The sequence below is a fragment of the Streptomyces avidinii genome, from assembly GCF_045161815.1.
GTDB classification, from domain to species: Bacteria; Actinomycetota; Actinomycetes; order Streptomycetales; family Streptomycetaceae; genus Streptomyces; species Streptomyces avidinii.
Window position 1 is genome coordinate 1,915,095 of sequence record NZ_CP108863.1, and the last position, 25,116, is coordinate 1,940,210.

The following is a 25,116-nucleotide window of genomic DNA, read 5'->3' on the forward strand; positions in this document are numbered from 1 at the left end:
CACGCCACGATGAACCAGTCCTCCCCGCCCCGCCACGCCGTCGTCATAGGCGGCAGTCTGGCCGGCCTCCTCGCGGCCGCTGTCCTCGCCGAGCACGCCGCGGTCACCGTCGTCGACGCCGACCCGCTGCCCGAGGGCCCGGCGCAGCGCCGCGGGCTCCCGCAGGCCCGGCACACCCACCTCCTGTGGTCGGGCGGTGCCCGGGCCATCGAGCGGATCCTGCCCGGCATCACCGCCGACTGGACGAAGGCGGGCGCCATCCGCCGCAGCCTGCCCACCGACCTCGTCACCAAGACCGCCCAGGGGTGGATCCCGCGCTGCGGGGAGAAGCAGTTCAACATCTCCTGCAGCCGCGACCTCCTCGATTCGGTGGTGCGCGCCCGGGTGATCGCCCTCGCCGGTGTGTCCACCCTCCAGGGCCGGGTCCGTGCTCTGGAGGGCACGGCGGCCCGGGTCACCGGCGTGCTCGTCGACACCCCGGAGGAAGAGGGCAGGCTGCTGACCGCCGACCTCGTGATCGACGCCAGCGGGCGCGGCTCGCGAGCCCGGACCTGGCTCCAGGCACTCGGCGTGAGCGGCATCCGGCAGGCCGAGGTCGACTCCGGTCTCGTCTACGCGACCCGGATCTTCGAGGCCCCCGCCGGCGCGCACGAGATGGGCTTCCCCATCGTCAACGTGCAGTCCGACCCCCGGGTGCCCGTGCCCGGGCAGACGGCCACGATCGTGCCGATCGAGAACGGCCAGTGGCAGGCCACCCTGTCCGGCACCCGCGGCGGCCAGCCCACCGGCGACCCCGACGCGTTCATCCCGTTCGCCAGGGCCGTCCGCGACCCGATCGTCGGTGAGCTGCTGGAGGGCCGCAAGCCCCTGACGGACGTCGCCGTCACCCAGGGCACCGCCAACCGCCGGGTCTACTTCGAGAAGGCCGAGCTGCCCGACGGCTTCTTCGCCGTCGGCGACTCCGTCGCCACCTTCAACCCGCTGTACGGGCAGGGCATGACCGTCGCCGCCCAGGGGCTGCTGGCCGTACGCACCCTGCTCCGGGGCAAGGGGCTGGCGCATCCCGGGATCGGCCGCGAGGCGCAGCGCGTCATCGCGCCCCAGGTCAGCACCGCCTGGGAGCTCGCCACTTCGCAGGACATCCTGTATCCGGGGGCCACCGGAATGAAGCCGCGCACCGGAACCGGCCTGCTCAACGGGTACGTCAACCGGCTCATGACGGGGGCCACCACCGACGAGGCGCTCACCGCCGCCCTGTTCAAGGTCCTCACCATGAGCACCGCGCCCACCCACTGGCTCCACCCTTCGGTGGTCTGGCACGTGCTGCGCGCCTCGGACCGGGGTGCCCTGAAGGCGCCGCCGCTCACCGCCGCCGAGCGGGCCGTCGCCGGGCTCGACCCGGCACCCGGCCAAACGCCCGGCACCGACACCGGCACCGGGCCGGCAACCGGCGCAGGGCCGGCCACGGGCGCAGCCTCCGGCGGCCCGGCAGCGGACCCGGTCGGCCCCGCCGACCCCGTCGGACAGGCCCGATGAGCGGCAGGATCCTGCTGCTCCTGCCCGGGTCCCTGATGGTCCTGGCGCTGCTGATCAAGCTTCCGACGCTGCGCCGGGACCGGGACCGTCCGCTGAACCGCACCGCGTGCGGGCTGCTCCTGGTCGGCGCCCCCATCACCTTCCTGGCCTCGCCGCCGACGATCGCCGCGGTCAACCGCCTCACCGGCGTGGTCAACTTCTCCGCGCCCCTGGTGTTCGGCCTGCTCACCGTGTGGTCCGGACAGTGCGTCGTCCTGGTCCTGCAGTGGCGCGGCGGGCCGCCCGCGGCCGTGCGCCGGGCCACCCGGCTGACCGCCGCCGTCTTCGGCACGGCGACCGCGGCGATCGTCGCCCTGTTCGTGATCGGCGACGCTCCGGTGGAACGGCTCCAGGACCTGGACACGTACTACGCCACCACGCCGTGGATCCGCGAGATGATCGTCTGCTTCCTCGTGGCGCACACCCTGGGCACCTCGGCGCTGACCTGGCTGTGCGGCAAGTGGCTGGCGCGCACGGACCGCTCGCTGCGCCCGCTGCGCACGGGGCTGGCCCTGATCGTCGTCGCCGGGCTGATGGACCTGGCCTACCTGGCCGCCAAGTGGGCCTCGGTCGTCGCCCGGTGGGCGGGCCGCGACTGGGTGTTCCTGTCCACGGACGTGGCGCCGCCGCTGGCCTCGGCGTCCGCGTTGCTGCTCGGCGCCGGGTTCGTCGTGCCGCTGGTCGGCGGGTCGGCGACGTGGCAGGCCTTCGGCCAGTACCGGCGGCTGCGCCCGCTGTGGAAGGCACTGCGCGGATTCGCCGCGGCCCAGGGCCGGACCGTCCCGCTGGCCTGGTGGTCCTCGGTGGGGATCCGGCTGCTCCACCGCGAGTCGGTCATCGACGACGGCATCCTGGCGCTGGCCGGCTGGTTCGACCCCGCCGTGCGCAGCGCCGCGTACGAGGCCGCGCGCGGCCAGGGCGTGAGCGAGGCCCGGGCCTCGGCCGTGGCGGACGCCGCCATGCTCGCCGCCGCGTGCGAGCGCCGGGCCGCCTCGGAGGCGGCCGCCCGGCCTCCGCAGCAGCCCGAGCCGCCGCGGCTGTCCGACCAGCCGCTGACCGCGCTGGCGCGTGAGTTCCGTACCTCCCCCATCGTCGCCACGGCCGCCCGTACCGCCGCCGGGGTCTGAGAGCCGGGCCCGGAAGCGGGAGCCCGCAAGCCGGCGCCGGAAAGCCGGGGCCCGAAACGGGAACGCCCCGGACCCGTGGGCCCGGGGCGTTCGATCCGCGGTCAGAGCTCCGCGAGGTCCAGCCCGGCCTGCGCGGCGGCCGCCATGACGGTCTGCTCCAGCAGGACGGCGATGGTCATCGGGCCGACGCCGCCCGGTACCGGGGTGATCAGCGAGGCCCGGGCGGCGGCCGACTCGAAGTGCACGTCGCCGACGTTGCCCTCGTTGTAGCCGGCGTCCAGCACCACCGCGCCCGGCTTGATGTCCTCGCCCCGGATGAAGTCGGCCTTGCCCACGGCGGCGACCAGCACGTCCGCCTGGCGCACGATCGAGGAGAGGTCCCGGGTGCGCGAGTGACAGTAGGTGACGGTGGCGTTCTGCTCCAGCAGCAGCATCCCGGCCGGCTTGCCCAGGATCGCGCTGCGGCCGACGACGACGGCGTGCTTGCCGGTCAGGTCCACGTCGTAGGCGGCGAGGAGGCGCATGATGCCGCCGGGGGTGCAGGAGACGAAGCCCGGCAGCCCGAAGCCCATGGCGGCGAAGGAGTGCATGGTGACCCCGTCGACGTCCTTGCCCGGGGCGATGGCCTCGAAGGCGGCGCGCTCGTCGATGTGGTGCGGGACGGGGTGCTGGAGCAGGATGCCGCTGATCTCCGGGTCCTCGGAGAGGGCGGTGATCGCGGCGACGAGCTCCTGCGTGGTGGTCGACGCCGGCAGCTCCACGTGGCGTGAGGTGATCCCGGCCTTGGCGCAGCGGTTCTGCTTCATGCGGACGTAGGTGACGGAGGCGGGGTCCTCGCCGACCAGCACGGTCGCCAGACAGGGCGCGGTACCGGTGCGCTCGGTGATCTTCGCCGCGCGGGCGGCGGTCTGCTCCGAGATGCGGCGGGCGAGGGCGGTGCCGTCCATCAGCCGGGCCGTGGCGGTGGCGTCGGCGGAGGCGCCGGCAGGGGCTGAGGCAGTCTGGGCAGTCGTCACGGGGTCTCCTGAACGTCGCTGCGGATCGCGGTTCGCCCAGGCGCGCGGCAGTCGACGTACCGGAGTGCTCAGTACGCCGGGCCGCTCCCCGGTGGTGATCCACCCGAACGCCAGTCACGGCCCGCCGACCACTGTAGTCGACATATCCGGTGGTTGACGGGCGTCCGACCTGGGACGATCAAGGCATGACGCGTACTTTCGACCATCTTGTCGCCGAGGCCGAGTCCGTCTCCGTGGACGGCTGGGACTTCTCCTGGCTCGACGGCCGGGCCACCGAGCAGCGCCCCTCCTGGGGCTACCAGCGGCTGATGGCCGAGCGCCTGGCACGCGCCCGGTCGGCCCTGGACATCCAGACCGGCGGGGGTGAGGTCCTGGCCGGGTCCGGTCCGCTGCCCCCGCTGATGGTGGCCACCGAGTCCTGGCCGCCCAACATCGAGAGGGCGACACGGCTGCTGCACCCGCTGGGCGCGGTGGTGGTCGCGGACTCCGACGAGCCGCCGCTGCCCTTCGGCGACGACGCCTTCGAGCTGGTGACCAGCCGGCACCCGGTGACCATCTGGTGGGAGGAGATCGCGCGGGTGCTGACGCCGGGCGGCACCTACCTCTCGCAGCAGGTCGGTCCGGCGAGCGTCTTCGAGCTCGTCGAGTACTTCCTCGGCCCGCAGCCGCAGGAGGTCCGGCGTGCCCGGCACCCCGACGACGCGGTCGCCGACGCCACCCGGGTCGGCCTCGAAGTGGTCGATCTGCGCTCCGAACGACTGCGCACGGAGTTCCACGACATCGGAGCCGTGATCTACTTTCTACGGAAGGTGATCTGGATGGTGCCCGGCTTCACGGTCGGGCAGTACCGGGACCGGTTGCGCGAGCTGCACGAACAGATCGAACGCGAAGGTCCGTTCGTCGCACACACCGCCCGTTTCCTCGTCGAGGCCCGCAAAAAAGGCTGACGCGAAGGGCGGACGGATCTGCGCCGGATCGGTTGCGCGAACACAGCGTGGCGCAGGTCACTCAATTCAGCGCGTAACGAATCGACTCGGGCATGCGATGAACCGACAGGTGTCCTCGCGCGGCCCGGAATACAGACCCCCCTCGGGTCTGTTTCCCGAGTTCGCGCGATGATGTCCCGCCCACCCTTTATCTGTTCGCAACGAGAGGCTCCTTGTGTCGCTCAGCCCGTCCCGTACGTTCCCTCCGGAGATCGCCGAATCGGAGGCCCTCGTCGCGCTCGTCGAGCGCGGCCGCGAGCAGGGTCACATCAACGGTGACGACGTGCGCCAGGCCTTCGAGGCCGGCCGCATCCCGGTGGACCAGTGGAAGCGGGTCCTGCGCAGCCTGAACCAGGTCCTGGACGAGGAGGGTGTCGCCCTTCACGTCAGCGCGGCCCCCGCCACCAAGGCTGCCGCCAAGAAGCCCCGCAAGGCTGCCGCCGCCCCGGCCCGTACCGTGGCCAAGAAGGCCACCCCCGCGCCGCGCCCCATCGGCGCGCGCAAGACGGCGGCCGCCACCGCGGCCGCGCCCACCGCCACGGCGATATCCGCTCCGTCGGCCGCCGCCATCGACGACGACGCGTCGGCCGAGGCCGCCGCCGAGCCGAAGAAGCGCACGGTCAAGAAGACCGCCGCCAAGAAGACCGCCGTGAAGAAGACCGCCGCGGCGAAGAAGACCAGCGCCAAGGACGCCGACGAGGGCGAGACCCCCGTCGCCGAGGGCGAGGACTGGGCTGCCGAGGACCTCGCCGACGAGGCGGAGGACGAGGCGCCCAAGGCCGGCGGCACCCAGGGCTTCGTCCTGTCCGACGACGACGAGGACGACGCCCCGGCGCAGACGGTCATGGTGGCCGGTGCCACCGCCGACCCCGTCAAGGACTACCTGAAGCTGATCGGCAAGGTGCCGCTCCTCAACGCCGAGCAGGAGGTGGAGCTCGCCAAGCGCATCGAGGCGGGCCTGTTCTCCGAGTACAAGCTCGAAGAGGAGGAGGACCACAAGCCCGCCTTCAAGCGTGAGCTGGAGATCCTGGTCGAGGACGGCCGCCGCGCGAAGAACCACCTGCTGGAGGCCAACCTCCGCCTCGTGGTCTCCCTCGCCAAGCGCTACACCGGCCGCGGCATGCTCTTCCTGGACCTGATCCAGGAGGGCAACGTCGGCCTGATCCGCGCCGTGGAGAAGTTCGACTACACCAAGGGCTTCAAGTTCTCCACGTATGCGACCTGGTGGATCCGGCAGGCGATCACGCGCGCCATGGCCGACCAGTCGCGCACCATCCGCATCCCGGTGCACATGGTCGAGATCATCAACAAGCTCGCCCGTGTGCAGCGCCAGATGCTCCAGGACCTGGGCCGCGAGCCCACCCCGGAGGAGCTGGGCAAGGAACTCGACATGACCCCCGAGAAGGTCATCGAGGTCCAGAAGTACGGCCGCGAGCCGATCTCCCTGCACACCCCCCTGGGTGAGGAGGGCGACAGCGAGTTCGGTGACCTCATCGAGGACTCCGAGGCGGTCGTCCCGGCGGACGCGGTGTCCTTCACCTTCCTCCAGGAGCAGCTCCAGTCCATCCTGGGCACGCTCTCGGAGCGCGAGGCGGGCGTGGTCTCCATGCGCTACGGCCTCAACGACGGCCAGCCGAAGACCCTGGACGAGATCGGCCGCGTGTACGGGGTCACCCGTGAGCGCATCCGCCAGATCGAGTCCAAGACCATGTCGAAGCTGCGCCACCCGTCGCGTTCGCAGGTGCTGCGCGACTACCTCGACTAAGAGGTCAGGCCAGTCGGAAGACCGGCCCCCTGGGTGTGAACGGCAGGGAGGCACCCTGCGGGATCAGGAAGGCGTGCTCGCGCCGGATCCGCAGGGTGTCGGTCCACCCGTCCGTGATCACCAGCACCGGGGCTCCGGACGGGAAGTCCTCCGCCCGCAGGAGCAGGTCGATGCCCGGCTGGAGCACGGTCCCGCCGCGCCCGTGGACCCGTACCCGGCCCGCGATCTCGGTGGGCGGCAGATAGCCCGCGTCGAACGGCGCCGCGTCGCAGAAGACGACGCGTGCCGCCGGTACGTCGCGGGCTTCCGCGTACGAGGCGATGGCGCCCAGCGCCTTGCCGAGCAGCTCGCGGTTCATCGACCCGGAGGTGTCGAGCACCACCCCGAAGGTGCAGCGGGCGACCTCCTCGGGCGGGAAGTAGCGGCCCGCCCTCGGAATGTCCGGGGTGGAGGCCTGCCGGCGCGCCGGGCGCGCGAAGCTCCGTACGGCCTGCGGGCGCGGCACGTACGCGTCGAACCAGCGGGCGAGCCGGGCGTCCCACGGAACGGGCGGGTGGGCCAGGGCCCGGATCTCCTCGATCAGCCCGGCGGGCAGCAGGCCGCGTTCCCCGTGGGTGTGCAGGTCGAAGCCCTGGACCAGGCCGCGCCGGTAGAACTCGTCCAGGTCGGTGTACGGTCCGCTCCCCGGGTGGGGCAGCGGCTCGCCCAGGATGTCCCCGCGGCCCCTGCCGCGCAGGGTGGCGAGGCGGCGCATCCGGCGCAGGTCGCAGGTGATCCGGTCGTAGACCTCCTCGACGGAGAGGTCCTTCAGCTGTGGGTCGTGGAGCAGCCCTTCGGGCCTTTCGCCGACGCCCATCTCGACGAGCCAGCCGTTGACCACGTAGTCGGCGGCCACGTTGTGCAGGTACGGGTCCCGGGCGCCGCAGCGCTCGCCGTGGCGCAGGGCGGCGTGCAGCATCTCGTGGGCCAGGATGAAGCGCCACTCCTCGTCCGTGAAGGTGCGCAGCGGGTTGACGTAGATCTCTCCGGCGCTCGCGCTGACCGCGGCGACGTCGATGCCCCCGGCGCGGGCCAGCTCGGCGTCGGCGACGATCCGCAGACCGCTGGCGAGGCCGCCGAGCAGCGGGTAGGCGGAGACGAACCAGTTCAGGGCGCGTTCCCACGGCTGCGGTGCGTGCCCCTCGCGGCCCGCGGCACGGTCCATGGTGACGGACACGGACCGGGTGAGGGCGTGGGCGAAGCCGGTCTGCCAGTCCGGGACCGGCTGCCAGTACGTCCACGCCTCCAGCACCTGGTCCGGCGCGCCGGCGGGGCCCGTACCGCAGTCCTGGTAGGCGGGCGGGACGCCGCCCCGGCGCCAGGCGCCGGCGAGCTGCTCCTCGTCACCGCCCGGGTACTGCTCGGGCAGGCGGTCGGGGGCGCGGCCGACGGGGAAGGTCTGGAGGAAGCGGTTGACGACGACGCAGCGGGCCGCGAGGTCCGCCGGCTCCGGCTGCGGCCGGAGCGGCTGCTTGGCGGCCGGTACGTGGCCGAACCCCAGGTGGAGCAGGCAGTGGGCCAGCGTCCAGGCCCATTCGGCCGGGTCGGCGCGGCGGGTGGGGTGGGCGTGGATCACGCCGTTGGAGGTGACGACGGCGAGCCCCGCGGCGTTGCAGGCCGGGCAGCGGGTGTCGCGGCAGTGGGTGGCGGAGACGGCGTGCAGGGCCGGATTCGCGCGGATCGCGGCCCGGCCGGCCTCGTAGGCGAGGGTGGCCGGGTCCTGCTCGGCCTGCTGGCCCGGCCGCCCGGACCGGCGCCTCACCGGCGCGCCTCGACCAGGCGCGGCATGTCACGGGCGGCTTCGATGAGGAACCAGGCGGGCAGCACGGGCAGCCCGTCGGCGTCGTCGGCGATGACGGTCTGGGCCACCTCGACGGAGATCTCGGCGAGCTGGACGAGCAGGGACTTGGCCCGGTAGGCGGTCTGCCGGACGGCGGGCGAGACGTGTTCCTTGCGGGCCGGGAGTTCCTTGACGAGGCGCCCCCGGAAGGCCTCGGCGAGGTAGTAGAGCAGGTCGCGGTCGGCGAGGCGGGCGGGCCAGGAGGCGTCACCCTTGATGATCGCCTCGATACCGAAGGTGTGGCGGACGATCTTGGCGTAGCCGCAGAAGGAGACGGCGTGCGCGGGCGTGAGGGTGCCGTGCGCGATCACCTTCAGGGTCTGCTCGTCCAGGTCCGCTCCGAAGGAGTGCAGGGCGTCGGAGAGCATGTGCCAGGAGCGCGGGGTGGAGAAGGGCTCCTCGCTCTTGGGCGGCTGCGACCAGAGGTGGTCGGGGCGGTCGGTGAGGTAGTCCGTCACCCAGGGGTGGATGCCGTGCTCGCCGGCCCAGACCAGCCAGTCCTGTGCGGACGCCTGGAGGTGGACGTGGGTGAGGCGGTTGACCAGCGCGGAGGCGATCGGCCGGGCCAGCGCGTTGTCGGTGGCCCGGTTGCCGGCGCCGATGACGATGGAGCCCGCGGGCAGCTCGTAGGAGCCGATCCGGCGGTCGAGGATCAGGGAGTAGAAGGCCTTCTGGACGTCCGGGCTCGCGGCGTTGAGCTCGTCGAGGAAGAGGCAGTACGGCTCGTCGCGGGCGATGGCCTCCGGCGGGCAGAAGACGGACCGGCCGTCACGGATCTGCGGTACGCCGATCAGGTCCTCGGGGGCGAGCTGCGTGCCGAGCAGGCTGACGCACTCCAGCCCCAGCGAGTCGGCGAACTTCCTTACGAGCGAGGACTTTCCGATGCCGGGAGCCCCCCAGAGGAACACGGGCCGGACGGTGGCGAGGCCGAGCAGGAGTTCGGGGATCCGGGCGGGGGTGACGGTCACGGCGGCCTGCACGGGCGTGGATGTCCTCGGGGTCGGGCGGAAGGTGTGGTGCGGTCAGTGTTGCCGCACCACCCACCCCGGGGCATCCGGTTTTCGCCCCGGCGGCGGCCCGCTGCCCGCCCCGGCGCCCCTCGCCCACCGCTGGGTCAGGTTTCCAGGAGGTGCTTGAGCTTCTCCTCGCCCCGCGGCAGCTCCTTGCGGACCATGGGCCGGACCATGAGCGGCACCAGCGCCCGGCCCAGGCCGTGGCCCTCGAAGTCGACGTCCAGGGTGACGCGGGAGCGGGTACCGCCGTCGAGGGGTTCGACGGTGCCGCGCACATCGGGCCGAACGGGCCCGTCGACGCCGTGCACGTGCCAGCTCCTCGGCGGGTCGAGCTCCACGAACTCCATGGTGGTGGGGACCCGGCGGCGGCCGATCTGCCGGGTGACGAGAACCTTCGAACCGATGTGGACGGGGAGGTCCCCGATCGGCACGGCGGATACGGCGCTGTCCTGCCACTCCGGCAGGTGCGTGGGGTCCGTCAGGTACGCGTACACGTCCTCGGGCCTGCGGTCGATGTCGATGCTCTTCCTCATCGCGGGCATGGCGATCCCTCGGCGCCCCCCTGGCCGGCCCCTTCTTCCACGCTACTCCGTGGGGGACGCGGCGGCGCGGCGCTTCCCGGCGGACATCACGGCGTGGACGAGGACGCCCGCGAAGAGGAACAGCACGCCCTGGTAGACGGCCGCGTAACCGGAGCCGGCGACCAGCCACATCGAGAAACCGAAGGCGAGGGCGGCGAGGATGCCGTCGCGCGCCAGGCGCCCGGGGTGGACCCGGTCGCGCTGCCCGGACAGGAGGAAGTAGATCTGCGCGGCGGTGGCGAGCAGGTAGGGGACCGTCGCGGTGAAGGTGGTGATCAGCACCAGGCTCTCGAAGACGCCCTCGGTACCGGCCGTGTAGTTGTAGACGGTCAGGGCGGAGGCCAGGGCGACGGTGACGAGCACGCCGACGACGGGTACGCCGCGCCTCTTCGTCTCGAAGGTCTTCGGGAAGAGCCCGTCCTTGGCGGCCGCGTACGGGGTCTGCGCGCTGAGCAGCGTCCACCCGTTGAGGGCGCCGAGCATCGAGATCACGGCGGCGCAGGCGACCACGGTGCCGCCCCAGGTGCCGCCGAACATGGCGTTGACGGCGTCGGTGAAGGGGGCGGTGGAGGAGACCAGCCGGTCGTGGGCGACCAGGCCGAAGACGGCGACGGTGCCGAGCAGGTACACGGTGGCGGCGCCCACGGTGCCGATGACGGTGGCCCGGCCGACGTTGCGGGCCGGGTCGCGGACCTCGCCCGCGCTGACCGTGGCGGACTCGACGCCGAGGTAGCTGAACAGCAGGATCGCCGCGGAGGCGGAGACGGCGCCGGCCGCGCTCTGGTCGGTGGCCCGGAAGGGGCCGAGGTTGGCGGGGTCGAAGAAGAACAGCCCGCCCACGGCCACCAGGAGCAGCGGGGCGAACTTGAGTACGGTGGCGACGACCTGGACCGCGCCGACGTAGCGGGTGCCCGCCAGGTTGGCGAGGGCCGGGAGCCACTGGACGGCGAGGGCGGCCAGGCACATGGACCACTTGTGCTCGCCCGCGGCGGGGAACAGCACCGTGAGGTAGCCGACGGCCGCGACGGCGAGGGCCGCGTTCGAGACCCAGGCGGTGATCCAGTAGCTCCAGGCCGCGAGGAAGCCGGCGAAGTCGCCGAAGGCGGCGCGGGCGTAGACGTAGGGGCCGCCGGTCTGCGGGTGGCGCTCGGCGAGCCGGCCGAAGACCAGGGCGAGGGCTGTCGCACCGACGGTGAGGACGGCGAAGGCGACGAGGCTGATGGTGCCGAAGGGGGCCACCGAGGCGGGCAGCAGGAAGATTCCGCCGCCGATGATGTTGCCCATGACCAGGCAGGTCGCGACGGGCAGGCCGAAGCGGCGCGCGTGCCGGTCCCGGCCCTGCTCGGGGGGTGCGGAGGTCTCGGCGGGCAGGGTTGCGGTGCTGGTCATCGGTGGTGCGCCTCTGGAAGTCTCACATGCTGGGCAGGTCAACACATGGTTGACCACTGCGAAGACGGCGCAAAATCAGCGGATTTCGTCCCGTGCGGGCACCCCTGCGGAAGGAAGGCTTCCGCTATTTCCGCCCCGGGGCGGGGGTTCCTCCACCGGCCGTCCCGCGGGCTCCGCCGCCGACCCGCCCACCGGCGGATCCACCGGCACCTGCGGGCCGTCCGCCTCCCGCAGCCAGCGCCGCAGCACGGCGTGCACCGCCTCGGCCCCGACGAGCTCCTGACCCTGTCCGGGGGACGGGTCCGGGTGCTCGGGGTCCGGGCGCTCCAGGGCCTGGCGTTCGGGGTCCGGGCGTTCGGGGTCCGGGTCCGACAGCTCCGTGGGCCACATCAGGAACGGACGCCCCTGGTCCCCGCCCAGCCCGCCGTGCGAGCCGATCTGCTCCTCGAAGGCGTGCACCGCGCCCGTCGCCGGGTCGTAGGCCGAGTTCACCATGACGTCGGCCACGTGCGGGAAGGCATCGGTCCGGCGCACGGCCTCCGCCGCGCCCGGGCCGAAAGGGGCCAGCAGCGCCTCCGCCTCCCCCGGGACGTCCAGCCGGGCCACGGCCCCGTCCCGGCCCAGCACCACCCCGTCCACCAGCAGGAATCCCACACCCGGATGGTTCGCCAGGGTCGCCAGCAGGGCGGGGTGCGCACGCTCGATCCGGGCCCGCGAGGCCCGGCCCGGGATGCCCGGGAAGGAGATCAGGCCGAGGTTGCCCGAGGCCAGCACCACCGGTTCGGAGCCGCGCCCCGGGTGGGCCTCCTCCCCCTCCTCGACCGGCCGGTGGAGCGCCGCGAGCACGGCCGCCCGGGCCTCGGCCCCGCTGCGGGTGCGGCCGGCCCGGCGGGAGACCGGCAGCCCGCAGCCCGCCCGGACCAGGTCCTTCAGGGTCAGCCCGTACCGGCTGAGGAAGGTCTCCCCCGGGCTCTGGCCGTGGTCGGAGAGCAGCACGATCCGGTACCGGCGCGGCGCGTGCTCGACGACCCGGGAGATCAGCGCGATGCTCCGGTCCAGCCGCGCCAGCACCCGGTCGGTGTCCCGGCCGCGCGGCCCCGAGTGGTGCGCGACCTCGTCGTAGGCCACCAGGTCGGCGTAGATCGCGGAGCGCCCGGCCAGCACGTCGCCGATCACCGCCGCGACGACCACATCCCGCTCCACCACCGTCGCGAAGGCCCTGATCAGCGGGTACAGCCCGCCGCGCGAGACCCTCGGCCGGTCCCCGCGGATCCGCGCCCGCAGGGACTGGCCGATCTCGCGGACCACCTCGGCCACGAAGGACACGGCCGTGCGGACGGCGTTGGCCGGATCGGAGAAGTACGCGAAGTAGCCCGCGCGGGAGCGGTTCGCCCGCCCTCGCCGGGCCGAGACGGAGAGCACCAGTGCCAGTTGGTCGGCGCCGCCGCTGAACAGGTTGCCCCGGCTCGCCCCGTCCAGCGACAGCAGTCCGCCGTCACCGGTGCGTTCGACGGCCCGCCGCTGGAGCTCGGCGGCGCTGGTCGGCCGGTTGCAGACCATCACCTCGCCGGTGTGCTTCTCGTACCAGCGGAAGGCGGGCACGTCGAAGTTGGAGCCGTGCAGGATGCCGAGCTGGCTGGCACCGGTCTGGCTCGACCAGTCCGTACGCCAGGACCGGGCGCGGTGGCCGTCCTCCAGCCACCCGGCCAGCGTCGGCATCAGCCCGTCGGTGCACGCGTGGCGCAGCACCTCGTACCCCACCCCGTCCAGTTGGAGCAGGAGCAGCCCCGGCGGGGACCCGGCGCCCCGGGGCGGGCCCGCCCTGCCCTGCCTGCGGCGGCGCCGGTCGGCGAGCCGGTAGAGCCGGCGCCGGTACGCCTCGTCGTCGCGCACGGCGAGTGCGGTGGAGGTCGCCGACGCCACGGCTGACATCACGGCGGCGACGACCACGGCGGTCTCGGGAGCCACCTCGCTGCGCCCGTCCGGGATCAGGCCGATCGCTATCAGCAGGAGCGAGCCGTTGAGGAAGAAGACGAGCAGCCCGAGCACGAGGGCGGGCACCAGCAGCAGGGCGCGGACGAGCAGCGGCCAGACCAGCGCGCTCAGCAGGCCGAAGGCGCCGGCCGCCCAGGCGGCGGTGAGCCCGATCTGCGTGATGCTGTCGCCGTCGTCGGACTGGAGCCGGAAGTCCGGGAGGATCCCGGCCAGCACGAGCATGGTGAGGGTGGACACCGCCCAGACCAGCAGCACCCGGACCAGGGCGCTGCCCGCGGTCCGCCACCGTCCTCGCCCCACGCCGCCACCTCCGCGAGCCCCGTCCCGTCCCGCTTTCCAGGCTCGCACAGCCGGGCGCGCCCGGTCGGGCGGCGCGGACGGCGCACAGGAGTACGGCGAAGGACCGTCGGGGCAGGACAGGACCGGTCGGAGCGGAGCAGTGTGGGGCGGGGCGGGGTGCGTCAGGTGCCGTCGTAGCCGGCGGTCGGCATGGAGAGCCGGCGGTGCACCTCGGCCTTCATCGCGGAGGTGTACCGGGGCTCCTCGCCCCCGGCGGTCTCCAGCCGTACGCCGCGCCGCTCGCACTCGGCCGTGAACTCCTCGACCGAGCTCAGTGCGCGGGCCAGTACCCGGTGGTTGGCGGCGACGAAGAGGTCGACCTGCCCGGTGTCGATGTCGGACCAGAGCCCGCAGTGGTCGGAGCGCAGCCCGTAGACCAGCAACTGCTTCGTCACCACGTAGCCCCGGTCGGCGGCCCAGCGCGCGCACATGGCGTGCTGGCTGCGGGTGTCCACGGCGAAGGGATCGGCATCCAGGTCCTCGAGCGGGGCCAGGCTGGTGATCGCGGCCACGCGCAACTCTTCCATGCCGCCGGACCCTACTCCGATCTTCCGCCGGAGAGGAGGGGGCTGCGGGATCCGGTTCCGAGCGGCCGCAGGGGGCAGAGTCCGGGGACACACCCTAGGCTCGGGAACGAGGCGCGAGGGAGGGAGGGCCGGGTGCCGGTGGAGCTCACCTGGTGGGGTCATGCCACGTGCACCGTCGAGGACTCCGGAGTCCGGCTGCTGACGGACCCGCTGTTCGCGCGTCGGCTCGCGCACCTGCGGCGGCGGCGCGGCGCACTGCCCCCGCCCGAGGCCGCGGTGGCCGACGTGGTGCTGGTCTCGCACCTGCACGCCGACCATCTGCATCTGCCGTCGCTGGCGCGGCTCGCGCCCGGCACCCGGCTGCTGGTGCCGCGCGGGGCGCGCCGGGCGGTGCCGGGGCTGGCGCGGGTCGCCGGGCTGCGCGGGCTGGCGGTGACGGAGCTGGTGGCGGGCGAGGAGGTCACCGTACGGGACGGCGTACGGGTCCGGGCGGTCCCGGCGCGGCACGACGGACGGCGGATGCCGTTCGGTCCGCGCCTGTGCCCGGCGCTCGGGTACGTGGTGCGGGGCGCGGAGCGGACCTACTTCGCCGGGGACACCGGGCTGTTCGACACGATGGCCGAGGAGGTCGGACCGGTGGACGTGGCCCTGCTTCCGGTGGGCGGCTGGGGTCCGTACCTGGGCCCGGGACACCTGGACGCGGGCCGGGCGGCGCACGCGCTGGCGCGGCTGGCGCCCGCGGCGGCGGTCCCGGTCCACTACGGGACGTACTGGCCGGTGGGGATGGACGCGGTGCGGCCGCACGAGTTCCACGCGCCGGGCGAGGAGTTCGAGCGGCTCGCGCGGCAGCTGGCGCCGAAGGTGACCGTGCGGGTGCCGCGGCACGGCGAGCCGGTGCGACTGCCGTGACGTGGCGCGAGCTCGCGGCGGCGGCCGGCCAGGTACCACCGGAGAGCACCCAGCAGGCGGTGGGCTACCCGGCGCTGTTCCTCCTGGTGGCCCTGGGCGCGCTGGTGCCCGTCATCCCGACGGGGGCGCTGGTGAGTTCGGCGGCGGTGGTGGCCTTCCACCACCAGTTGCCCTACGGGGTGTTGCTGGTGTTCGGGGTGTCGGCGCTGGCGGCCTTCACCGGGGACATGGCGCTGTACTGGCTGGGGCACCGCGGGGTGCGTTCGCGGGGCGGCTCGCGCTGGCTGGAGGCGCTGCGCGGCCGGGCCACGCCGGAGCGGCTGGAGCAGGCGCAGACGAGGCTGGACGAACACGGGGTACTGGTCCTGGTCCTCTCGCGGCTGGTCCCGGCGGGCCGGATCCCGGTGATGCTGGCCTGCCTGCTGGCGCGGATGCCGCTGCGCCGCTTCGCCCGCGGCGACGCCCCGGCGTGCCTGGCCTGGGCGGCGACGTACGGCCTGATCGGGATCCTCGGCGGCACCCTCTTCTCGGAGCCCTGGAAGGGTGTGGCCATGGCGGTCGGGCTGGCCCTCGCGGTCAGCGCGAGCCCCCCGCTGTGGCGCCGCGTGCGGCCGAGGCCGTGACCCTGTCCGTCAGGTCCGGCACCCTCCGGTCCCTCCCCCAGGCCGTCTCTTTCGGATCTTGTCGGCCGAGTCCGCGGCGTCCGGTGCCGTGCCCGGCGAGGCGGAGGGGCGCCCGTGTACTGGACGTACTCGGGCGCCCCGACAACGCGGCCGGGTGCGGTGCCGGGCGTCGCGGGCCCGGCAGGATCCGGAAGAGACGGCCTAGCGGTCCTCGCCGTGCCCCGGCCGGGCCGCGACCGGCGGGAACGAGAGCCCCGTCGGGGTGTTGAGGCCGGTGAAGGAGAGCGTGACCTGCCCGCCGCCCGTCTCCCGGACGCGCACCACCCGGTTGTTGAAGCCGTCGGCCACGTAGAGGTTGCCGGATCCGTCGAGCGCGAGACCCAGCGGCGAGTTCAGACCGGTGGTGGGCACGGTGGTCTGCGCTCCGTCGGCCGCCGCCACCTTCACCACGCGGTTGTTGCCGCTGTCGGCGACGTAGAGGTCACCGGCGGCGTTCACGGCGAGCCCGGTCGGCTGGGAGAGGCCGGTGGTGGGCACGGTCGTCTGGCCGCTGCCGTCCACGGCCACCCGCACGACGCGGTCGTTGACGAAGTCGGAGACGTACAGGTCCCCGCCGGGCGCCCACGCGAGCCCCCAGGGATGCAGCAACCCGGTCGTGGGGACCGTCGTCCCGGCCCCGCCGCCGGCGGCCACCCGCACGATCCGGTCGTTGAAGCTGTCGGCGATGTAGAGGTTCCCGGCCGGGTCGACGGCGAGCCCCAGCGGGCGGGACAGGTCGCCCGTGGGGACCACGGACTGCCCCCCGCCGTCCGGGGGCAGGACGACCACCCGGTTGTTGCCGGTGTCGGAGACGTAGAGCCGGCCCGCGGCGTCCCAGGCCATGCCGGTGGGCCGCACCAGACCGTCGAGGGGGACGGTGCTCTGCTCGGCGCCGTCCATGGGCAGGGCCACCACCCGGTTGTTGCCGTAGTCGGACACGTACAGCGGCGGGCCCGCGGGCGACCGTACGTCACCGGGCTGCGCGGCTCCCGCCGCCCCCACGGGGAGCGCGCAGAGCAGCAGCAGTCCCGCCGCGGCGGCCAGCCGCCGGGTCCACCGCCGGGCGGCGGCCGGGCGGCCGGAGCCGGCCGGGGGATCGATCGTTCGCGACTCGGCCGTCATGCGGTCCGGCCGTCGGGCGACAGCGTCAGGTTCGTCCAGACGACGAGCGTCACGTCGTCGACCGGGTCGTGGCCGATGAAGGAGTTGAAGCCCGGGAGTTCACCGCCGTGGTAGTACATGGCCGCTTTCGGGCCGAACTTCTGGTAGGCGATGCCGTATCCGTACTTCTGGCCGTCGGGCGCGGCCGGGTCCTCGGCCTGCGGGCTGTCGAGCCACTGCCGCTGGGGCGGGGTCCAGGACCTTGCCCGTGACCAGCGCCCGGATCCAGGTGGCCAGGTCCTGCGCGGTGGAGACGGCTCCCCCGGCGGCGGTGGCGTAGGAGGGGTTCTGGTGGGTGTAGTCGATGGGCGCGAACTTCCCCGACTCGGCCGCCTCGCGCAGGGCGGCCGGGTACGGCTTGTCGACCAGGGCGTAGGAGGTGCCGCCGTACATGTATCCGTGGGCGAAGGGCTCGGCGAGGGACCGGTCGTGGATGCCGGGGAGCGATGTGCCCGCGAGGCCCAGCGGGGAGTACAGCCGGTCGCGGAACTGCTGGGCGAGCGGGCGGCCGCCGGCCTTCTCGGCGACGAGGCCGAGCAGGGCGTAGTTGGTGTTGGAGTACTCGTAGTCCGCGTCGGGTGCGAAGTTCGGCGGCCGGCGAAAGGCGATGGCCAGGACGTCCTGCGGGGTGCAGGCCCTGCCGGGGTCGGCGTCGAGGGCGGCGGAGAGTTCGGGTGCGGAGGTGTAGTTGTAGAGCCCGCTGCGCACCCTGAGCAGTTCGGCGACGTTGATGTTCGCGCCGTCGGGCACGTCCGCGACGTACTTGGACACCGGATCGCTCAGGCGGAGTCTGCCCCCCTGGGCGAGGAGCATGATCAGCGCCGAGGTCATGGTCTTGGTGTTGGAGGCGATCCGGAAGTGGTCCTGCGCGTCCGGCGGCCGGGCGCCGCCCCGCTCGGTGGTGCCGACGACGGCCCGATAGGTGCCCTGAGGCGTACGGAGCAGCACCATCGCACCGGGCACCATGAGCTTCTTCGCGACGCGCTCGACCGAGGCCTGGAAGGCGGCCGGATCGATGGGCTTCAGCGCCGAGGAGTCGGGATCGGCGGCGGGGGCGCTCGCCGTCGCCGAGGGCGTGTCCGACGGATCCGCGAGGGCCGGGGCGGGCGATACGGCAGGAAGGGTGCCACCCGCGATCAGGAGCGCCACCCAGGGCGCCGGCAGGGCGGGGGGTGCGGTGATTCGCCCGGGAGGTCTTCATGCGCGCATCACGACCGTTGCGCTCGGCCCCCGACACGGCTGGAACCCCCCGATTTTACCGGGGCAGGCCTCATCGCACCCGCGGATCCGGTCCGGGTACCGGATCACCCGGCGGGTGCGGACGGCCCCGGACCACGATCCCGTTCCCGCCCCGCCCTGCCCCGCCGAATGGGTCAAGTCCCGCAATCCACAGGGGGATTCGGCCATCCGGGACGGATCCGGCCGTGGGCTGGACCTCAAGTGCGGTTGAGTCCCTAGGGTCTTGCTCAGCGCACGATCCTGCACAGCGAACGGGGAGACGATCCACCATGGAGTACTCGCACGACGACGCCGAGCTGATCCGCCAGCCCATCGGCTACTGGAGCTGGGCCGCCTACGACGCGATCGTGGCCCGCACCCGCGGCGCGCTCGCCGGGCTCGGCACCACCCAGCCCCAGTGGTGGATCCTCGCCCGGGTCGCGCTGGCCGGTGACGAGGTCAGGACCCGGGCCGAGGTGACCGAGACCCTGCGGGGCTACCTGGCGGTGGGCGAGGAGGCGCTGTCCGAGGAGATGGACTCCGTCATCGTCCAGGGCTGGATCACCCAGGACGCCGAGGGGCGCCTGGAGATGACCGATGAGGGCCGGGAGTTCTTCGACAAGGCCGCGGCCCTGCAGAAGGACCTGTGGGACGAGCGGCACGCCGGGATCTCCGACGAGGAGTACCTGATCACCCTCAAGGTGCTCCAGCGGTTCATCCACAACGTGGGCGGTCAGGCCTGGCACCACTGAGCCCGGCGGCGCCGCTCACCCGCCGGTCCCGGCCGCCTCCGGGACCAGCGTGCGGGAGCCGCCGATCGGCAGGTCCCAGAGGTGCTCGCGGGGCAGTCCGGCCCGGGACCAGGCGGCCAGGGTGCGGTGCAGGGGTTCCATGACCGGCTCGGCGGAGAGGACGAAGGTGCCCCAGTGCATGGGGGCCATCCGGCGGGCGCCGAGGTCGAGGCAGGCCCGGACGGCTTCCTCCGGGTCGGCGTGGACGTCGCGCAGCCACCAGCGCGGGGCGTACGCGCCGACGGGCAGCAGGGCGAGGTCGATACCGGGGTGGCGGCGGCCGATCTCGCCGAACCAGTGCCCGTAGCCGGTGTCGCCCGCGAAGTAGACCTTCTGCGGCGCCGCGCTCCGGGTGTCGGTGAGGATCCAGCCGCCCCACAGGGACCGGCAGGTGTCGATCAGCGACCGCTTCGACCAGTGGTGGGCGGGGACGAACTCGAAGCGTACGCCGCCCAGTTCGGCCGATTCCCACCAGTCGAGGTCGGTGACCCGGGTGAAGCCGCGGCGGCGGAACCAGCCGGCCAGCCCCGCCGGTACGAACAGAGCCGTGTGCCGGGGCAGCCGCCTGAGGGTGGGGGCGTCGAGGTGGTCGTAGTGGTTGTGGCTGATCACGACCGCGTCCACCGGGGGCAGGTCCTCCCAGCCCACCCCGACGGGGGTCATCCGGGCCGGGGTGCCGAGGATCCGCCGGGACCAGACGGGGTCGGTCAGCACGGTCAGCCCGCCGGTCCGCAGGACCCAGCTGGCGTGTCCGGCCCAGGTGACGGAGACGGTCCCGGGAGGTGCGGCGGGCAGCGGGCCCGGCTCGTACGGCAGGTCGGGGATGCCGCGCAGCCCTTCGGGGCCGGGCCGGAAGGCCCCCTCGCGGGCGAGCCGGGCGAAGGCGCGGACCCCGGGGAGGGGGGTGGTCAGCCGGTCCGCGAAGGAGCGGGGCCAGCGGCGGTGTTCACCGAGCGGGCGCGGGGCGCCCGGACCCTCGCGCTCGGGCTGCTCCGGACGGTGCGGCGGCTCCGGCTGATGCCGCGGCTGCGGGTGCGGGTGCGGGTGCGGCTCCGGGTGCGGCTCCGGCCGCCGGGCGACGGTGGAACGTACCGGCGCCGTCACGGCGGCGGAATCGGGGGCGGGGGCGTCCGTCCGGTCCCTCATCGCGAAGTCTCCGTTCACCGGGGTCGGGAGGTCAGGCCAGCCCGGCCAGGACTGATCCGAGGCGTTCCAGGGAGTCGCGTACGTGCGGGAGCGCCAGCGGATCGCCGGAGGTGAGCGCGGCCAGCCGCTCCTGCGGGGTGGCCCCCAGCAACGGCCCGGTGGACAACCGCACCCGCAGCGCGCCCAGTTCGTCGGCGAACCGCTGCCCGCCGGGCGTGGGCGCGCCGAGCCGGCCGCCGAGCCAGTCCTCCAGTTCCATGGCGTCACCGACCCCCTGCCGGGCCAGGCCGGAGCGCAGCGGCGTGAGGTCGGCGTACAGGTGCCGGCCGGCCTGCGGGGGCCGGGCCAGCGCTCCGGCCGCGAGCAGGCGGCGGTGCGCCTCGGCGGCCACCACGCCGTGCAGGGCCGCGGCGGCGTGGGCGCGTCCGGCCACGGCGTCGGGTTCGTCGAGGGCGTGCGCGGCGGCTCCCGCGACGGGCCCGGCGACCATCGCGCCGGTAGCGGTGAGGACGTCGAGGGTGCGGGCACGCAGCCAGGTCCCGCGCGGGGTGTCGGGGAAGCGGACGACGGCGGCGGGCCAGCCGGCGGGCAGCAGCGCCCCGGACAGGTCGACGAGGACCGCCGCCTGGTCGGGCAGCATCTCGGCGGGGCTCAGGACCAGGGTTTCGTGGGGGCGGTGGACGGTGTCGCGCCAGCTCTCGTCGCTGACGACGAAGAGTCCGGCGGACGCGGCGGCCTCGCACGCCTCGTGCAGCATCTCGGGCGGCGGCACGGTCGCGGTGGGGTCGTCCGCGACCGACAGCAGCAGCACCCGCGGGTCGCCGCCCTCGGCGCGCACCCGCCGTACGGTCTCCAGCAGGGCATAGGGGTCGGGTACCCCTCCGCACTCGGCCGGGGTCGGCACGTGGTAGGCACGCCGTCCCAGCAGCCGGACCTGCGGCGTCCACCAGGCCGGACAGGGCCGGGGCAGCATCACGTCTCCCCCGTAGGCCCCGAGCAGGGCCAGCAGCAGTGCGGGGGCTCCGGGGCCCGCGGCCACGTTCTCCGGGGAGGTGGCGAGCCCGCGCCGCCCCCAGTGCCTGCATGCGGCTTCGCGTAGGGACTCGCCACCGCCCGGGGGCTCGGGGGCGGCGCGCCCGGCGGCCGCGGCCAGGACGGAGACCAGCTCGGGGAGGACGGGCAGGCCGGGCTGGGGGGCGGGCGGGCCGTACCGGACCGGGCCGCGGCCCTCCGCCGCCGTACGCTGCATCCCCGCCACCGCTGTCCGCCCTTCCGCACTCGCCCTGCCGGGCCTGCCGGGCCCCGTGGCGCCCCACCAGACCTGACCTTTATACGATTATTTATGGCTGTATGCCTGTTGTGCGGGATGCCCGGCTCCGCGCGTCAGCCCTTCCGCCCCACCATCGCGAGGAGCCGGGTCTGCGCGTCCGCGCCCGCCGGCACCTCCACCGGCTCGGCGTACGCACCACTGGACGCGAGTCCGTCGGCGTACGGCATGATCTCCTTGATCGAGAACTCGACGAGGCTGTCGGGCAGCCGGTCACCGACGTCGAGGCCCCGGGCGAGGTCCCAGGTGTGCACGACGCAGTCGGCGGTCAGCTCCGAGCAGTACGCCGACCCGAGCGCGGGCCCGTACGAGAGGCGCACGCTCCTGCCCATCGCGCCGGACGCGGCGAAGGCGGCATGCGCGGCGGCCGAGGCCCGGTCCCAGGCCGCGACCGGGTCGTCGCCCAGCACGTCACCGGAGAAGCTTCCCGCCAGTTCCTCGACGGTGCGGCCCTCGGAGACCAGCGGCGGGATCCAGAGCTGCTCCGCGGTGACGTGGTTGACCAGCTCCCGCACGTTCCACTCCGCGCACGGGGTCGGCGCGCTCCACTGATCGCCCCGCACGTCCCGCACCCGCTCGCCGAAGAGCCTCAGCGCCTCGGCGTGCCGTTCGAGCAGCGTGTCCGTCATACCCCTCACCGCCGTCCGCCCTGGGGATGTGTCCCCCTCGCAGCCACTCTCCTCGCACCTGCATCTCCCTGCCACCGCCCCGGCCAATGCCCTTGGCACGCAAGGGTGGTGTCCACATGTCAAAATACCCGTCTCGAATGACGAACGGATCGCCTACGGTGGGACCCACGCTTCGACGACGAAACGAAGAGGGGCCCGGCCATGAACGCCGCCAAGGAGACCGCCGTCTACACGCACGGCCACCACGAGTCGGTCCTGCGCTCGCACCGCTGGCGCACCGCCGAGAACTCCGCCGCCTACCTGATCGGCGAGCTGCGCCCCGGAATGCGGGTGCTGGACGTCGGCTGCGGCCCGGGCACGATCACCGCGGACCTGGCCGAACGGGTCGCGCCGGGCGGCCGCGTCACCGCCGTCGACGCCGCCGGGGACGTCCTGGAGCAGGCCCGCGCGTACGCCGAGGAGCGCAGCCTGGGCGACGCCGTGTCCTTCGCCCCCGCGGACGTCCACGCGCTGGACTTCCCGGACGACTCCTTCGACGTGGTCCACGCCCACCAGGTGCTGCAGCACGTCGGCGATCCGGTGCAGGCGCTGCGCGAGATGCGGCGGGTGTGCCGGCCGGGCGGGATCGTGGCCGCGCGCGACGCCGACTACGCGGCGATGACCTGGTACCCGGCCGCGCCGGGCCTGGACCACTGGCTGGACCTGTACCGGCGGGTGGCCCGCGCCAACGGCGGCGAACCCGACGCGGGCCGCCACCTGCGGGCCTGGGCCCGGGAGGCCGGTTTCACGGACATCACCTCCTCGGCGACGGCCTGGTGCTTCGCCACCCCGGAGGAGACCTCCTGGTGGTCGGCCCTGTGGGCGGACCGCACCCGGGCCTCCGCGTACGCGGCCATCGCCACCGGCGGCGGCCACACCACGGCCGATGACCTGACGGCCATCGCCGAGTCCTGGCACACCTGGGGCACGGACCCCGACGCATGGTTCTCGGTCCTGAACGCCGAGATCCTGTGCCGGGTCTGACCCCCTAGGCCAGGTCCGGGGCCCTGTCCGGAGCCTTGTCCGGGGCCGGGGCCGGGGCCGGGACCGGAGCCGGGACCGGAGCCGCCGGCCGCATGCGGAAGTCGTAGCGGGACGGCAGGGGGCAGTCCGTGAGGGTGGACCAGACCTCGGCCAGGGTCTCCTCGCCCTCCCGGAGGTCCGGGAGTTCGAAGCCGTCCTCGAAGACCCGGCGGGCCGCCCGCACATGGCCCTCCGCCGCGAGCAGCCGGGCCGCGAGCAGCCGGAAGCGGCCCTGTTCGCGCGACGCGGGCCGCAGGCGGTCCCAGACGGCACGGGCCTGCGGCAGCCGGCCCGCCGCCAGGAGGGCGGCCATCGCCTCCCGGCCGAGCGCCGACTCCGCGGCCGTCCACGGTTCGCCGCCGCGGCTCTCCACGACCAGGTCCTCGAAGGCCGCCGCGAATCCGTCGGCCGCCCGCTCGGCGTCACCCGCCAGGGCGTCCGCCACCGCCAGGCACCGCAGCAGCGGCCACCGCGAGGGGGCCGGCGCCAGCCCGCGCTCCCAGCTGCGTACCGCCTGGGCCACGTCCCCGGCGTGCCACTGGGCCACGCCCAGGTGGTACTCGGTCAGCGGATCCGCCGGGGCCGTCTCCAGCATGTCCCGCCAGTGCGCGGCGACCAGGCTCGGCCCCGGCGGGACCACCCGGCGCGGAGCGGGCAGCACCCCCGTGCGCCACAGCTCGAGCCACGGCTCCTGCTCCTCCCCGAGCGTGGACTCCTCGAAGGGGGTGCCCGGCAGTTCGATGTGCCCGCGCAGCACCTCCAGTGCGCCCCAGCCCGAGCCCCGCGCCAGCCGCTCCCCCGGTTCGGTGTCGGCGCAGCCGCGCCACGCCTCGTACGCCGCGTCCACCCGCTCCCGCGGCAGTACGGCGTCCAGCGCACCCTCGGCAGCGCCGCGGGCCGCCGCCCAGTCCGCGCCGTGCACCTGCGTCGGCTCCGCCGACAGCGGCCCGTACGCCTCCAGCCAGCTGAACTCCGCGCCGCCCTCCAGCCGTACGTGCTCCAGCTGGGTACGGGCCAGCCCGGCCTGGATCTCGGCGTAGCCGCCCGTACCCGGCTCGGTGAGCCACTCCTGCCAGCGCCGGCCGCCCCCGCCCGCGCCCCACACGAACAGCTTGCGCCCGCGCAGCCGGGCGGTGGAGGTCTGCACGAGCCCGTGCCCGGCTGCGTCCAGCGAGGCGATCCAGGGCCGGGCACCGCTCGGGACCTCGTAGAAGAAGTCGGCCGGGTACTCGCCGCGCAGCGGGTACGTGCGGTCCGCGCCCTCCCACTCCGGTACGGGGATGCGGCGCAGCGCCCGCTCGTACCCGAAGTGCCAGGCCTCGTCGGCGGGGGCCAGCACCCGGGTACCGGGGTCCTCCGGGACGGCGATGTTGGACCACCAGTACACGGGGGCGGGCCGCTCGTGCGGGTTGCGCACGCGGACGCCGACGTAGAGGAACTCCGAGTCCCCGGGCAGCCACAGGTCCACCTGGAACGGCAGGTCGCGCAGGCGCTCCCACTCCCACAGCCGGACCATCACGCCCCCGTCCGGGGCCGGGACGAGCGCGGCGTGCAGCGGGGCGCAGGAGAGGGTGGTGTGCCCGGTCGCGCCGGTGTTCCACTCGATGCCGCCGGAGAACCAGGCGCCGTTGAGCGCGAAGTTGGCGGGCTGGAACACCGGGTTGCGGTAGAGGAGTTCACGCCCGGTCGGCAGGTGCACGAGTGAGTGGACGCGCCCGCCGAGCCCCGGCAGCACGGTGACCCGCAGGTGATCGTTCTCGATGACGATCGACTCGAACTCCCGCTCCGCGCGCTCCCTTCCGTATCCGTCCCGGATCCGTACGGGCAGCAGAGAGCGCAGTGGCTCGTAGCCGATCTGCCGCGCCATGTCGCGCGGCATCGCCTCGCGCGCACGCTCGTCCAGGGTGTGCACCTCGTCGGGCGCGCGCAGGGCGGGCAGTGGGTTGTCCGGGCCCAACGGGGCTGCGGGAAGGGTCAGTACGGCGCGTCGGACGGTGGTGGCCATGGGGAAATGGAACA

The 25,116-nt window shown here is 74.1% G+C and carries 22 protein-coding genes and 1 riboswitch; of the genes, 8 read left to right on the forward strand and 14 right to left on the reverse strand.

What is annotated here, in order from left to right:
• Window positions 1–9 precede the first annotated feature (9 nt).
• Window positions 10–1,536: an NAD(P)/FAD-dependent oxidoreductase gene (locus OG373_RS08580; RefSeq protein WP_405437179.1), complete on the forward strand. Its 1,527-nt coding sequence runs from the start codon at window positions 10–12 to the stop codon at window positions 1,534–1,536.
• Window positions 1,533–2,702, forward strand: a complete 1,170-nt coding sequence (locus OG373_RS08585; protein ID WP_405437181.1) for an MAB_1171c family putative transporter — start codon at window positions 1,533–1,535, stop codon at window positions 2,700–2,702. The genes OG373_RS08580 and OG373_RS08585 overlap by 4 nt, the downstream gene beginning before the upstream one ends.
• Before the next feature lie 101 nt (window positions 2,703–2,803).
• Here OG373_RS08585 and OG373_RS08590 read toward each other — a convergent pair whose 3' ends face one another.
• Window positions 2,804–3,649 (reverse strand): bifunctional 5,10-methylenetetrahydrofolate dehydrogenase/5,10-methenyltetrahydrofolate cyclohydrolase, encoded by an 846-nt coding sequence (locus OG373_RS08590; RefSeq protein WP_405443992.1) that lies wholly within the window; start codon window positions 3,647–3,649, stop codon window positions 2,804–2,806.
• 96 nt (window positions 3,650–3,745) lie between these two features.
• Window positions 3,746–3,846: riboswitch (ZMP/ZTP riboswitch) on the reverse strand.
• A 57-nt stretch (window positions 3,847–3,903) separates the two neighbouring features.
• Here OG373_RS08590 and OG373_RS08595 point away from each other — a divergent pair.
• Both OG373_RS08595 and OG373_RS08600 read left to right on the forward strand, forming a co-directional pair.
• Window positions 3,904–4,665 carry a class I SAM-dependent methyltransferase gene (locus OG373_RS08595; RefSeq protein WP_397729703.1) on the forward strand — a complete coding sequence of 254 codons (762 nt, stop codon included), beginning with the start codon at window positions 3,904–3,906 and terminating at the stop codon, window positions 4,663–4,665.
• Window positions 4,666–4,879: 214 nt separating this feature from the next.
• Window positions 4,880–6,469 carry an RNA polymerase sigma factor gene (locus OG373_RS08600; protein ID WP_405437183.1) on the forward strand — a complete coding sequence of 530 codons (1,590 nt, stop codon included), beginning with the start codon at window positions 4,880–4,882 and terminating at the stop codon, window positions 6,467–6,469.
• A 4-nt stretch (window positions 6,470–6,473) separates the two neighbouring features.
• On the opposite strand, the gene OG373_RS08605 is transcribed toward OG373_RS08600, so the two are convergent.
• From OG373_RS08605 to OG373_RS08630, 6 genes are all read right to left on the reverse strand, one after another.
• Window positions 6,474–8,270 carry a DUF2201 family putative metallopeptidase gene (locus tag OG373_RS08605; RefSeq protein WP_405437184.1) on the reverse strand — a complete coding sequence of 599 codons (1,797 nt, stop codon included), beginning with the start codon at window positions 8,268–8,270 and terminating at the stop codon, window positions 6,474–6,476.
• Window positions 8,267–9,328 (reverse strand): ATP-binding protein, encoded by a 1,062-nt coding sequence (locus OG373_RS08610; RefSeq protein ID WP_405437186.1) that lies wholly within the window; start codon window positions 9,326–9,328, stop codon window positions 8,267–8,269. Before OG373_RS08610 ends, OG373_RS08605 begins: the two co-directional genes overlap by 4 nt.
• 134 nt (window positions 9,329–9,462) lie before the next feature.
• On the reverse strand, window positions 9,463–9,903 hold the full coding sequence (locus OG373_RS08615) for an SRPBCC family protein (protein WP_405437187.1): 441 nt from the start codon (window positions 9,901–9,903) through the stop codon (window positions 9,463–9,465).
• Window positions 9,904–9,945: 42 nt separating this feature from the next.
• Window positions 9,946–11,331, reverse strand: coding sequence for an amino acid permease (locus tag OG373_RS08620; protein WP_405437189.1), 1,386 nt, complete (start codon window positions 11,329–11,331; stop codon window positions 9,946–9,948).
• Between the two features lie 75 nt (window positions 11,332–11,406).
• Window positions 11,407–13,626, reverse strand: coding sequence for a phage holin family protein (locus tag OG373_RS08625; protein WP_405437191.1), 2,220 nt, complete (start codon window positions 13,624–13,626; stop codon window positions 11,407–11,409).
• Between the two features lie 161 nt (window positions 13,627–13,787).
• A complete protein-coding gene (locus OG373_RS08630) occupies window positions 13,788–14,192 on the reverse strand; it encodes a hypothetical protein (protein WP_397729711.1) in 405 nt (134 codons plus the stop codon).
• A 132-nt stretch (window positions 14,193–14,324) separates the two neighbouring features.
• On the opposite strand from OG373_RS08630, the gene OG373_RS08635 reads away from it, so the two are divergent.
• On the forward strand, window positions 14,325–15,101 hold the full coding sequence (locus OG373_RS08635; protein ID WP_405437194.1) for an MBL fold metallo-hydrolase: 777 nt from the start codon (window positions 14,325–14,327) through the stop codon (window positions 15,099–15,101).
• A complete protein-coding gene (locus OG373_RS08640; RefSeq protein WP_405437196.1) occupies window positions 15,098–15,724 on the forward strand; it encodes a DedA family protein in 627 nt (208 codons plus the stop codon). Before OG373_RS08635 ends, OG373_RS08640 begins: the two co-directional genes overlap by 4 nt.
• Window positions 15,725–15,925: 201 nt before the next feature.
• Here OG373_RS08640 and OG373_RS08645 read toward each other — a convergent pair whose 3' ends face one another.
• From OG373_RS08645 to OG373_RS08655, 3 genes are read right to left on the reverse strand one after another with little or no spacing between them, the layout of a single operon-like run.
• Window positions 15,926–16,885, reverse strand: coding sequence for a hypothetical protein (locus tag OG373_RS08645; RefSeq protein ID WP_405437198.1), 960 nt, complete (start codon window positions 16,883–16,885; stop codon window positions 15,926–15,928).
• Entirely contained in the window at window positions 16,882–17,004 is a 123-nt protein-coding gene (locus OG373_RS08650; RefSeq protein WP_405437200.1) for a hypothetical protein, read from the reverse strand. Before OG373_RS08650 ends, OG373_RS08645 begins: the two co-directional genes overlap by 4 nt.
• Window positions 16,985–18,073 carry a serine hydrolase domain-containing protein gene (locus OG373_RS08655; protein WP_405437201.1) on the reverse strand — a complete coding sequence of 363 codons (1,089 nt, stop codon included), beginning with the start codon at window positions 18,071–18,073 and terminating at the stop codon, window positions 16,985–16,987. Before OG373_RS08655 ends, OG373_RS08650 begins: the two co-directional genes overlap by 20 nt.
• Before the next feature lie 359 nt (window positions 18,074–18,432).
• On the opposite strand from OG373_RS08655, the gene OG373_RS08660 reads away from it, so the two are divergent.
• Window positions 18,433–18,894: a MarR family transcriptional regulator gene (locus OG373_RS08660; protein WP_397729715.1), complete on the forward strand. Its 462-nt coding sequence runs from the start codon at window positions 18,433–18,435 to the stop codon at window positions 18,892–18,894.
• A gap of 15 nt (window positions 18,895–18,909) precedes the next feature.
• On the opposite strand, the gene OG373_RS08665 is transcribed toward OG373_RS08660, so the two are convergent.
• The 3 genes from OG373_RS08665 to OG373_RS08675 all read right to left on the reverse strand — a co-directional run bounded on the left by OG373_RS08665 (window position 18,910) and on the right by OG373_RS08675 (window position 22,035).
• Window positions 18,910–20,079, reverse strand: a complete 1,170-nt coding sequence (locus tag OG373_RS08665) for an MBL fold metallo-hydrolase (RefSeq protein WP_405437203.1) — start codon at window positions 20,077–20,079, stop codon at window positions 18,910–18,912.
• Between the two features lie 31 nt (window positions 20,080–20,110).
• Window positions 20,111–21,328, reverse strand: a complete 1,218-nt coding sequence (locus OG373_RS08670; RefSeq protein ID WP_405437205.1) for an aminotransferase class I/II-fold pyridoxal phosphate-dependent enzyme — start codon at window positions 21,326–21,328, stop codon at window positions 20,111–20,113.
• A gap of 134 nt (window positions 21,329–21,462) precedes the next feature.
• The gene (locus tag OG373_RS08675; protein ID WP_405437207.1) at window positions 21,463–22,035 is read right to left on the reverse strand and encodes a TIGR03086 family metal-binding protein; all 573 of its coding nucleotides are present in this window, start codon (window positions 22,033–22,035) and stop codon (window positions 21,463–21,465) included.
• 201 nt (window positions 22,036–22,236) lie between these two features.
• Between OG373_RS08675 and OG373_RS08680 the strand changes: the two genes are divergently transcribed.
• Window positions 22,237–23,058: a methyltransferase domain-containing protein gene (locus OG373_RS08680; protein ID WP_405437209.1), complete on the forward strand. Its 822-nt coding sequence runs from the start codon at window positions 22,237–22,239 to the stop codon at window positions 23,056–23,058.
• Between the two features lie 4 nt (window positions 23,059–23,062).
• Here OG373_RS08680 and OG373_RS08685 read toward each other — a convergent pair whose 3' ends face one another.
• Window positions 23,063–25,102 (reverse strand): DUF5107 domain-containing protein, encoded by a 2,040-nt coding sequence (locus OG373_RS08685; protein WP_405437211.1) that lies wholly within the window; start codon window positions 25,100–25,102, stop codon window positions 23,063–23,065.
• Between the last annotated feature and the right edge of the window lie 14 nt (window positions 25,103–25,116).